Source organism: Streptomyces sp. DvalAA-14, from assembly GCF_900091855.1.
Taxonomy (GTDB): Bacteria; Actinomycetota; Actinomycetes; order Streptomycetales; family Streptomycetaceae; genus Actinacidiphila.
Map to the genome: position 1 here is coordinate 1 of NZ_FMCH01000162.1, position 10644 is coordinate 10644.

9 protein-coding genes are annotated in these 10644 nt (G+C 73.2%); 8 read left to right on the plus strand and 1 reads right to left on the minus strand.

The window, feature by feature from the left end; all coding sequences use genetic code 11:
* Positions 1-142: 142 nt before the first annotated feature.
* The 4 genes from GA0115240_RS07915 to GA0115240_RS07930 all read left to right on the plus strand — a co-directional run bounded on the left by GA0115240_RS07915 (position 143) and on the right by GA0115240_RS07930 (position 3099).
* Positions 143-907, plus strand: coding sequence for a dienelactone hydrolase family protein (locus GA0115240_RS07915; protein ID WP_093735945.1), 765 nt, complete (start codon positions 143-145; stop codon positions 905-907).
* Positions 908-909: 2 nt separating this feature from the next.
* Positions 910-1179 carry a DUF6295 family protein gene (locus GA0115240_RS07920; protein ID WP_093735946.1) on the plus strand — a complete coding sequence of 90 codons (270 nt, stop codon included), beginning with the start codon at positions 910-912 and terminating at the stop codon, positions 1177-1179.
* Between the two features lie 401 nt (positions 1180-1580).
* Complete coding sequence (tatA, locus tag GA0115240_RS07925; protein ID WP_093735947.1) at positions 1581-1865, plus strand: Sec-independent protein translocase subunit TatA; 285 nt, start codon at positions 1581-1583, stop codon at positions 1863-1865.
* Positions 1866-2001: 136 nt separating this feature from the next.
* Positions 2002-3099, plus strand: coding sequence for a PucR family transcriptional regulator (locus GA0115240_RS07930; RefSeq protein WP_093735951.1), 1098 nt, complete (start codon positions 2002-2004; stop codon positions 3097-3099).
* Between the two features lie 59 nt (positions 3100-3158).
* Here GA0115240_RS07930 and GA0115240_RS07935 read toward each other — a convergent pair whose 3' ends face one another.
* Positions 3159-3707 (minus strand): MarR family winged helix-turn-helix transcriptional regulator, encoded by a 549-nt coding sequence (locus tag GA0115240_RS07935; protein ID WP_093735948.1) that lies wholly within the window; start codon positions 3705-3707, stop codon positions 3159-3161.
* Positions 3708-3824: 117 nt separating this feature from the next.
* On the opposite strand from GA0115240_RS07935, the gene GA0115240_RS07940 reads away from it, so the two are divergent.
* From GA0115240_RS07940 to GA0115240_RS07955, 4 genes are all read left to right on the plus strand, one after another.
* Positions 3825-4376: a YceI family protein gene (locus GA0115240_RS07940; protein ID WP_093735949.1), complete on the plus strand. Its 552-nt coding sequence runs from the start codon at positions 3825-3827 to the stop codon at positions 4374-4376.
* Positions 4377-4725: 349 nt separating this feature from the next.
* A complete protein-coding gene (locus tag GA0115240_RS07945; protein WP_093735950.1) occupies positions 4726-5472 on the plus strand; it encodes a hypothetical protein in 747 nt (248 codons plus the stop codon).
* A 91-nt stretch (positions 5473-5563) separates the two neighbouring features.
* Positions 5564-7654: a flotillin family protein gene (locus tag GA0115240_RS07950; protein WP_161302080.1), complete on the plus strand. Its 2091-nt coding sequence runs from the start codon at positions 5564-5566 to the stop codon at positions 7652-7654.
* The coding region (locus tag GA0115240_RS07955) for a DNA repair ATPase (RefSeq protein ID WP_176725010.1) at positions 7651-10644 on the plus strand (2994 nt) is incomplete at its 3' end. The genes GA0115240_RS07950 and GA0115240_RS07955, both read left to right, overlap by 4 nt.

Genomic DNA, 10644 nt, shown 5'->3' on the forward strand with positions numbered 1-10644 from the left:
ACCGGCCGGCCCGTGCGTCCCGCCGGCCGCCTCGGCGCTCGCCTGGTTCGGGGTGCCCGCCGGGCGGCCGGCCGGAGCGCTGCTGGGTCTCATGGTCTTCAGCATAAACTGAACAGTCCAGCCTTATGATATAGCTGGCGTCATGAGTGAAATCTCTGCTACTGCCACCGGCTCCCTGACCGCGACCACGATCACCGTCGCCGGGCACGGCGAGGACCGGATCGAGGCCTACCTGGCCCGCCCCGAGGGCGAGACCAGCCGCGGCGGTGTCGTCGTCATCCACCACCTGCCCGGCTACGACCGCGCCACCAAGGAGATCGTCCGCCGTTTCGCCGAACTCGGCTACGACGCGATCGCCCCCAACCTCTACTCCCGCGAAGCGCCCGGCGCGGCGCCCGACGACGCCGCGGCGCTGGCCCGCGCGAACGGCGGCGTACCGGACGAGCGGCTGGTCGGCGACGTGGCCGGCGCGGCCGCGCACCTGCGCGCGCTGCCCACCTCCAACGGCAAGGTCGGAGTGATCGGTTACTGCTCCGGCGGCCGCCAGTCGGTGCTCGCTGCCTGCAGCACCCCGCTCGACGCCGCCGTGGACTGCTACGGCGCCTTCGTGACCGGCACGGTCCCGGACGGTTTCCCGCTGAAGGTCACCAACCTGGTGGAGCAGCTGCCCGACCTCGGGGCCCCGCTGCTCGGCCTGTTCGGCGCCGAGGACTCCTACCCGAGCCCGGAGCAGGTCGCCGAGCTGGAGCAGCGGCTCACCGACCTCGGCAAGGAGTTCGAGATCCACAGCTACGAAGGCGCGGGCCACGCGTTCTTCGCCCCGGACCGCCCCAGCTACAACGTGCCGGCCGCGAACGACGGCTGGGAGCGGATCGAGACGTTCTTCGGCCGCCACCTCGGGAGCTGACCATGTGCACGTACCTCACCGTCAAGGACGAGATCGACGGCAGCGCCAAGGGGCCGGGCAGCTCCTGGTTCCACGTCACCGACGTCACCGTCTACTTCGACCACCCCGTGCACGCGATGGCCGAGCACACGCTGAACATCGACTTCACCGACCCCGCCAAGGGTCCGGGGGCCCGCGTCGCGGTGGAACTCACCGCCGACTCGGCCCGCCGTCTGGTGGCCGCCATCCAACAGGCCCTGGACGCCGCCCCGGTGGAGATGCAGACCGCCTGACCGACCCGGGCCGCGCCGGCCCCGTCTCTCCCGGTCCGACCGGGGAGCGGGGTCCGGCGGGCGGCCGGAGGGGGTCCCGGGCACGTCCGGCGCCCGTCCGGTCGGGGCGCGGCCGGTTCCGGTCGGGCCGCGGCGTGGGTCCGGTCCGGCCGCACCATGGGTCCGGCGCGGATCCGCGGGCCCGCGACCCGGACGGGTGAATGACCGTTACATTCGCCTTTGCCCGCTGGTCACCGCACCTGCGGGACGCGGGCCGGACCATGTCTATGGGCGGAGGGGGCTTCCCGTTCACGAGCTTTTTGCGCATGCTTTGGGTACCCGGTTGCTGTCTCCCACTGGTTCCGGGTGACAATGCAAAGGTCGAAGTGTGAGTGGTCGGCCCTGAGAGAAGCGAGGATCCCATGTTGCGAAACGGGCTGGAGCCGTGGCACCTGATCGTGGTGGCGATCGTCGTCATCGTGCTGTTCGGTTCCAAGAAGCTGCCCGAGGCCGCCCGAGGTCTCGGTAAGTCGATGCGCATTCTCAAGTCCGAGGCCAAGGCGATGAAGAGCGACGACACGCCTGCCCCCGGCGGTGCGCCGACGTCTTCCACGGTGCCGGCGCCCGAGGCGATCACCCCGAGCGACGTGGTGACCGCCAACGAGGCGACCACCCCGCAGCCGACCGCGGCCACCACCGCCAAGTAACCGCGATCACCGCACCCGCGAGGACGATCGCCCCCGCGGGCCCCCGCTCCCCGACCGGGCGGCCTCCGCATGTTCGAGGCGCCCCGGGACGGGGCAAGCAACCGTAGGAAACGGTAGGGGGCCTGTGGTGGTGTCGGTGGCGGGGGCGGCAGCGCATGCCGTGGCGCCGGAGTTCGTCGCCGGTTTCCCGGAGACGCTCGCGGACGTGTCCAGCAGCTGTCGTACGCTCACCCGCGCGGAGCGGGAGAGTCGGCGAGTGCTCGGCGAGCAGGCGGCGGCCTCCGGGCTGGGCCTGCGCGAGCTGACCGCGGCGCATCTGGCCGCGGCCCGCCGCGCCTGGCCGCACCTGCCCGGCGTGGTCGGCGCCCGGGACACCGCCGAGCTGCGCCAGGTCGGCAGCGCCGTCCTCGGCGCGCTGGAGAGCGGCATCGCCGCCCTGGCCGAGGGCCACGACCGTGCCCAGCGGCACGCGGTGCACAAGGCCGAGGCCGACCGCCGGGCCTTCGTGGACGACCTGCTCTACGGCCGCAGCGACCCCGGCCGTATCGCCGAACAGGCCGAGCGGTACGGACTGCGGCTCGCCGACCGGCACCTCGTCGCTGTCTCCGCCGCCCCCGAGGGCGAGGTCTACGACGCCCGCCATCCGCTGCTGCAGCGGGTGGAGCGCGAGCTGGCCGGCCGCTTCGGCGACCACGACGCGCTGATAGCCCCCAAGGACGGCCGCCTGGTGTGCGTCACGCCCACCACCCAGCGGGCGGTGCTGGACGCCTTCGTCAGGCTCACCTCGACCCACCGGGTCGCGGTGAGCCGCCCGCACAGCGGGGCGCCGGGAGTGGTCCGCTCGTACGAGGAGGCACTCAGCGCGCTCGACCTGGCCGAGCGGCTCGGCATGACCGCCTCGGTGCTGAACGCGGCGGACCTCGTGGTCTTCCCGGTGCTGCTGCGCGACCGCGCCGCGATGGCCGACCTGATCCGTAGCGTGCTCGGTCCGCTCACCCAGGCCCGCGGCGGCGCCGAACCGCTGCTGGAGACCATCCGCGCCTACGCCGCTGTCGGCTATGTCAACGCCGAGGCGGCCCGCCATCTGGATCTCAGCGTCCGGGCGCTGTCCTACCGGCTGGAACGCATCACCGCGCTCACCGGCTTCGACCCGGACGACGCGCTGCAGCGCTACACCCTGGAGACCGCCGCGCTCGGAGCCCGGCTGATGGACTGGCCCGCCAAACCGCTCTGAGCGCTACGCGGGTAGTGCCGGGTCGCGTCAGGGTCGGCCGGGGTCGGCTCGGGGTCCGCTCAGCACGGCCCCTGGCCGGCGCCGTCCGCACCGCCGGCCGCGTCGGGGCAGGACTGCTCGTCCTCGGCGCGGGCCTCGGCGCAGTCCGCCTTCAGGCCGGCGCTGATGGCGTGACCAATATCACGCAGGGTGTCGAGCTGGGCCGGGGTGAGGACGTCGAAGAGCTTCTCGCGGACGGTGCTGACATGGCCGGGCGCGGCCGCGGCCAGGGCGTCGAAGCCCGCGTCGGTGAGCCCGCAGACCCAGCCGCGACGGTCCGCGTCGGCCGGGCGGCGCTCCACCCAGCCGTTCTTCTCCAGGGCGGAAACCGCGTGCGACAGGCGGCTGCGGGAGGACAATGACGCGTCGGCCAGCTCACTCATCCGCAGGCACCGCTCGGGCGCCTCGGACAGCCGGACCAGGATCTCGTAGTACGCCATGGGCATGCCGGAGTCCCGGCGGAGCTGCCGGTCGATGTGGGCCGCGAACTCCACACTCGCGGACAAGTAGGCCCGCCAGATCTCCTGCTCCGGCCCGGTGAGCCACCGCACGTCACGTACATCACTCATGGTGCAAGCATACGGGTGGTTGAACTCTCAACACCAAGGCGCTAGGGTTTACGTGAAAGCTCAAATATCTCTTTCCCCACCCTCCGTTCTTCCCGGTCCCCTAGGAGCTCCACGAAAATGACCACGCAGACCGATGTCATCGACGGCTACGTCGCCGGTACCTGGACCATCGACGCGGTGCACTCCGACGTCTCCTTCTATGTTCGTCACCTGGGTGTGTCCAAGGTCCGCGGTTCCTTCGCCTCCTTCGAAGGCACCATCACGACCGCCGAGAACCCCCTCGACTCCAAGGTCGAGGCGGTCATCCACACCAACTCGGTGAGCACCAACAACGAGATGCGGGACAACCACGTCCGCAGCGCCGACTTCCTGGACATCGAGAACTTCCCGGAGCTGACCTTCACCTCCACCGCGGTCCGCCCCAAGACCTCCGAGCTGTTCGAGGTCGACGGCGAGCTCTCCCTGCACGGTGTGACCAAGACCGTCACCCTGCAGCTGGAGCTCAACGGCTTCGGCACGCACTACGAGGGCCACGCGATCGCCGGCTTCTCGGCCGCGACCGAGATCAGCCGCTCCGAGTTCGGTGTCACCGGTGGCGCCGCCGGTGCCGCGGTCAGCGACAAGATCCGCATCGCCCTGGAGATCGAGGCCACGCAGGCCAAGGCCTGACCCGCCCGAGCCCACCGGCTCCGCCGGCCCTCACCGGCCGGCCCCACGGCCGCCGTCCGCGCCCACCGCGCCGGACGGCGGCCGTTGGTGTGTCCGGCCACGGACGACGCGGCGTTCGCGGCGGGGTGGCAGCCGTGCGGTGGCAGCCCGGCGGTGGCCGCCCTGCGGTGGAGGCGGTCGGTCCGGGCCGGAGACGCCCCGCCCCGCAGGATGGTTGCGGCTGCTTCCAGGACGTCAGGATGCCGCCAAGACTGCCGGAATCCGGCAATGCCGAGCGGGCCCCGGTACTGCCACGATCGCTGACGGCGGTCGAAGAGCCACACGGGGCACGGGGGGAGGCGCGAGGGGGATGGGGGAGTTCACCGGCGTCGTCCTCGGCTTTCCGACCGTCTTCTACGGTGGGGCCCTGGTAGTCGTGGTCGGTTACTGGCTGGGGGTGCTGGTCGGCGTCGCCGACGCGCACGGCCCGGGCGCCGGACACGGCCACATGGGGGCGGGGCACCACGGGGGGCACACCGGGCAGGCTGGACACGGGGGCCACCCCGGCTTGCTCGGCGCGGCCGGTCTCGGCGGGGTGCCGGTGGTCGCGGTCCTGTCGCTGCTCACCGCGTTCTCCTGGTTCCTGAGCCTGGCCGCGTCCGTCGCCCTCGACGGCGCCGGACTCGACGGCCGGCCCCGGATCGCGGTGGACTTCCTGGTCCTGGTCGCCGCGCTCTTCGGCGCCTGGCCGCTGACCTGGACGCTGGTGCGGCCCCTGCGCCACCTCTTCCCGCAGGAGCGCGCGCCCTCCCGCGAGGACTTCCTCGGCCGGATCTGCGTGATCCGTACGGGCAGCGTCACCGCCCGCTTCGGCCAGGCCGAGGTCGCCGCGCCGGACGGCTCCACCGCGATCCTCCAGGTCCGCCTGTCCGAGGCGGCGGGCGAGGCCCGCGACACCGGGTCCTCGGACGGGTCCGGCGCGAGGTCCGGCCCACGGTCCGGCCCCGGGCCCGGGGCGGCCGCCCTGAGTGCCGGCAGCACCGCCCTGCTCTACGCCTACGACACCGACGGCGAGTTCTTCTGGGTCGCGCCTTTCGACGCCCCCGCCGTCACCTGATCCGCCGCACCGCTCCACCGCGCTTCGTTCCGATTTGTTTCGGTCCGCTCCGTTCATTCCGCTGTTTTCCGCTGTCATTCGAGGATCCGCCATGGATGCCACCGCCATAGGGATCGGCGTACTGATCGCCGTTCTCGCCCTCATCGCACTCGGAGTGGTCTTCACCGTCAGCCGGCTCTTCCGCAAGGTCGAGCAGGGCCAGGCGCTGATCGTCTCCAAGACCAGGCAGGTGGACGTCACCTTCACCGGCGCCGTCGTCCTGCCGGTGCTGCACAACGCGGAGTTGATGGACATCTCCGTGAAGACCATCGAGATCCAGCGCACCGGCCGCGAGGGACTCATCTGCCAGGACAACATCCGCGCCGACATCCACCTCACCTTCTTCGTCCGGGTCAACAAGACCAAGGAGGACGTGGTCAAGGTCGCGCAGGCCATCGGCACCCAGCGGGCCAGCCACCAGGAAACGCTGCAAGCTCTGTTCAGCGCGAAGTTCTCCGAGGCGCTCAAGACGGTCGGCAAGCAACTCGACTTCGTGGACCTCTACACCCACCGGGAGAGCTTCCGGGACCGGATCATCCAGGTCATCGGCACCGATCTGAACGGATACCACCTGGAGGACTGCGCGATCGACTTCCTGGAGCAGACGCCCCTGACCCAGCTCGACCCGGCCAACATCCTTGACGCGCAGGGCATCCGGAAGATCACCGAACTGACCGCGATCGAGCACGTACGGACCAACGAGTCGCAGCGCACCGAGCAGAAGGAACTCACCCGGCAGAACGTCGAGGCCCGCGAGACCATCCTGGAGCTGGAGCGCCGCCAGGCCGAGGCGGAGATCAAGCAGCGCCGCGAGGTCGACACGCTCCGGGCCCGCGAGGAGGCCGTCACCGCCCGGGTCCAGGAGGAGGAACGGCTCGGCTCCCAGGGCGCGTTCATCCACACCGAGGAGGCGCTGGGCGTCCAGCGGGAGAACCAGGCGCGCGAGGTGGCGGTCGCCCAGAAGAACCGCGAGCGGGTCATCGCGGTCGAGAACGAGCGGATCGAGAAGGACCGCGTACTGGAGGTCATCGCCCGCGAGCGCGAGACCGAACTCGCCCGTATCTCCGCGGACAAGGAGGTCGAGGGCGAGCGGCGCGAGGTGGCCGACGTGGTGCGGGAACGGATCGCGGTGGACCGCACGGTCGCCGAACAGGAGGAGTCCATCAAGCACTTGCGGCTCGTCCAGCAGGCCGAGCGCGAGCGGCAGGCCCTCGTCATCACCGCCGAGGCGCAGGCGCAGGAGCGGCTGGTCAAGGACATCAAGGCGGCCGAGGCAGCCGAGCAGGCAGCCGAGCACAAGGCGCGCGAGACGCTGACCATGGCGGAGGCCCGCCGGCGCAGCTCGGAGATGGACGCGGCGGCGACGATCCGGCTCGCCGAGGGGCTGCGGGCCGAGGCGGCGGCCGCCGGACTGGCCGAGGCCGAGGTCCGCGAGCGCGGCGCCGAGGCGATCGCCAAGGTGGGCATCGCCGAGGCCGGGGCGACCGCGGCCCGGCTCCAGGCCGAGGCGGAAGGCGCCAGGCTGCTGGCCCTGGCCACCGCCGAGGGCACCGCGGCCCAGGCGAGCGCGGAGGCGGCCATGATCGGCGGGAAGCTCAAGGCCGAGGCGGCCGGTCTCACCGAGAAGGCCGCCGCCATGGCCGCGCTGGACGACGCCTCCCGGGGCCACGAGGAGTACCGGCTGCGGCTGGCCGCCGAGAAGGATGTCCGGCTGGCCGGGCTGGACAGCCAGCGCCGGATCGCCGAGGCCCAGGCCGCCGTGCTGGCGGCCGGCCTGGAGAAGGCCGACATCAGCATCGTCGGCGGCGAGTCGGTCTTCTTCGACCGGCTGCTCAACGCGGTCAGCGCGGGCCGCTCGCTCGACTCCTTCGTCGCCAACTCCGAGACCGCGCAGGCGCTGGCGGCTCCCTGGCTGGACGGCTCGGAACGCTTCACGGCGGACGCCACCGCGGTCCTGAGCGCGCTCGGCGCGAACAACGGGGCCAATCTCGCGGCGCTGCTGGCCCGGGTGACCGCGGACGGCGCACGGTCGGAGGCACCGCCGGCCCCCGTGACGCCGGGCGCACCGGCCGCACCTGTGGCTCCCGTGGCTCCCGTGGCACCGGCCGCGGCCGGCTCGGCGAACGGTCGCGTGGCGAAGTGAGCGGCACAGCCGGGCAGTCCGGTACGGAGGGGGCGCCCGGCGCCCAGGTCAGGGAGAGCGCGGGCGGCGGGGACAGCGTGGACGAGGCGGACAGCGCGGACGGAGTCCGGGGCCCGGACGCCGCCGACGCCGACGCCTACGAGGTGCTGCGCGTCCGACTGACCGCCGGGGCAGAAGAGTTGGCGGCGCGGGCGGAGGCGTTGAACCTGGCGCGGCAGGAGGTCTTCGGCTCGGCCGAACTCCGGCTGGCCGGCACCGAACGCCTCCGCACGGCCCGACCGGCCCTGCCCGCCGACGTGGCCCCGGTCGGCGGCTGGCTGCTGTTCGCCGCCAACCCCGCCGAAGTCGCCGAGGTGGCGGACGTCTTCCAGCTCCGCGCGGCGTCCGACCAGGCCGGGCCGGCCTCCCCCGAGCCGCAGGGCCTGCTCGACGACCCCCAATTCGTCCGGGACTTCGGCGAGTTGTACCGCTACTACCGGGAGACCCGGCTGCTGCGGCTCCGCGTCGAGGACAGCCGCCTGCAGGCGGTCTTCCGGACCGGGCCGGCGGCCGAGGACGTACGGGTCCTCGGATGGCGGGTCGGGCGGGACGGGAACTGCGGCTACGAAGGGGCCGGCCGCGCGAGCGAGCCGGCGGCCACCGCGGCCGGCCTCAACTGGTTTCCGGTCGCCCGCGAGCACTTCGTACCCGGGCGGCAGCCCCACATCGAGCTGACCGCAGCCGACGGCGGCACCGTCCAACTGGACACCACCGGGGGGATGGTGCGTATCCGTACCGGGGAGACCCGGTACGAGGAGCCGGTCGAGGACGCGTTGCAGTCGCTCGCCGACGCGGAGGCCGCCTACGCCACGGTCGGACCGCTGCTACTGCTGCGGGTGCGGCCGTACCGGGAGAGCGCGGACCGCCACTTCGCCGTCAACACCCGTACCGCGCTGGTGGAACGGATCGACGCACTCGGCCGGGCGTGCCTGCGGCTGCCCGACGAGCAAGGGGTGATCTTCCCCGGCGGGTACGCGCTCGCCGCCGGCGGCACCCGCACCTTCGACCTCGGCGCCGAAGTCCCCGTCGAGGGGCTGGAGTTCGAGCGGCTGGTGCGCTCGGCCAACGGCGAGGACGTGCTCTACGTCTTCCACGCGGCAGCCGACGGCCGGCGCCTGCTGCTGCCGTACAACCTGATCCGTGAGGAGGCCGCGGCGCCGCTGCACGTCCAGGGTGCCGCGCTGTACGAGGACGGGACGCTGCTGGCCCTGCGCGCGGCCGACGGCGGGGAGCCCGCCCGGGTGCACACCCTCCAGCGCTGGCGCACTCCCTACCTCGCCGACACCTGGGCCGCCGCCCAGCCCGTCGGCGACAGCCCGTTGGAACGCATCGGCAACCCCGATCTGGTGCGGGCGGTGGCCGACGCCCTGTCGGTGGCCCGCAGCGCGCTGGCGCCGGAGCCGGCCGCCGCCGTGTACGAGGCGCTGGTCGCCGCCGCCGAGCGGGTCCTGGACCGCTACCACTGGCTCGGCGACGCCGACCTGCGCGCCGGTGGTCTGGCCGGCCCGCTGGCCGACGTGCGGGACACCGGGCGGCAGGTGCTCGCCGAGTACGCCCGGGTGCGGGAATCGACCGCCCGGGCCGCGGCCTCGGTGGCCGAAGCCGGGCGGACCATCACCGCGTTGGGCCGCCGCCTGCGCGGCGAATCCGCCGCGGGCGCCCAGGAGTGGGTGGCCCGGCTCACCGAACTGCGCCTCGCACGGGGCCGGTTGGCGAGCCTGCGAGAGCTGCGGTACGCCGACCCCGGCCAACTCGACGCCTTGGAGCAGGCGCTGGCCGAGGTGACGGCAACCGCCACCCGCCGCGCCGCCACCCGCTTCGCCGACGAGCACGCCTTCGACGCGTACCGCGAGCGCATCGCGGCCCTCGCCGCCGAAGCCGCCTCGATCACCACCTCGGCCGCCGCCGAGCCGCTGGCCGCCGCCCTGGACGAGCAGGCGGCCGGCCTGGGCACCGTCACCGAGACGGCCGGCTCGCTGCGGATCGCCGACGCGACGGTCCGCACCCGCATCCTGGAGCGGGCCGCGGATGTCCTCGGCGCGGTCAACCGCGCCCGAGCGGTGCTGGAAGGACGCCGCCGGGAGCTGTTCACCACCGAGTCGGCGGCCGAATTCGCCGCGGAGACAGCGCTGTTGGCGCAGGATCTCAGTGGGGCGCTGGCCGCCGCCGACACACCCGAGCGGTGCGAGGAGCATCTCGGACGGCTGCTCGTCCAGGTGGAGGATCTCACCACCCGGTTCGGTGCGGTGCAGGAGCGGGTCAGCGCCCTCGACGCCCGGCGCGAGGAGATCCACCAGGTCCTCACCGCCCGCAAGCAGGCCCTCGCCGATGAACGGGCCGAGCGCGTCGAGCGGTTGACCGGCTCGGCGGCGCGCGTGCTGGACGGCGTCCGCCGCCGGGCCGCCGCCCTCGGCTCACCCGACGAGATCACCGCCTACTTCGCGGCCGACCCGCTCCCGGAGGAACACCGCCGTATAGCGGCCGAGTTGCGCGTCCTCGGCCACCCCGCCCGGGCCGCCGAACTCCACGCCGCCCTCGCCGCCGCCCGCCAGGACGCCAGCCGCACCCTCCGGGACCGCCTCGACCTCTACACCCCCGACGGCACGACCCTCCGCCTCGGCCGCCACCACTTCCCCGTCAACACCCACCCCTTCGACCTGGCCCTGGTCCCCCACGGCGACACCCTCGCCTTCACCATCACCGGCACCGACTACTTGACCCCGGTCACCGACCCCGCCTTCACCGACACCCGCCCCTTCTGGACCCGCCCCCTCCCCTCCGAATCCCCCGACCTCTACCGCTCCGAGTACCTGGCGGGCTGCCTCCTCCTGGACGCCCTCGCCCGTACCCCGACCTGGCCCGCGGGCCCGGCGGGCAGCGGCGCGGGCGGATCGGGCGCGGGGGTGCGTTGGGCGCGGTGGGGTGCCGGGGTGGCGGTGGACCGCGCGGAT

Bases quoted from the DNA above. Each gene is read 5' to 3' on its own strand.
- GA0115240_RS07945 (WP_093735950.1), top strand. From the start codon at position 4,726: ATGGGGGAGTTCACCGGCGTCGTCCTCGGCTTTCCGACCGTCTTCTAC.
- GA0115240_RS07920 (WP_093735946.1), top strand. From the start codon at position 910: ATGTGCACGTACCTCACCGTCAAGGACGAGATCGACGGCAGCGCCAAG.
- tatA (WP_093735947.1), top strand. From the start codon at position 1,581: ATGTTGCGAAACGGGCTGGAGCCGTGGCACCTGATCGTGGTGGCGATC.
- GA0115240_RS07935 (WP_093735948.1), bottom strand. From the start codon at position 3,707: ATGAGTGATGTACGTGACGTGCGGTGGCTCACCGGGCCGGAGCAGGAG.
- GA0115240_RS07940 (WP_093735949.1), top strand. From the start codon at position 3,825: ATGACCACGCAGACCGATGTCATCGACGGCTACGTCGCCGGTACCTGG.
- GA0115240_RS07950 (WP_161302080.1), top strand. From the start codon at position 5,564: ATGGATGCCACCGCCATAGGGATCGGCGTACTGATCGCCGTTCTCGCC.
- GA0115240_RS07915 (WP_093735945.1), top strand. From the start codon at position 143: ATGAGTGAAATCTCTGCTACTGCCACCGGCTCCCTGACCGCGACCACG.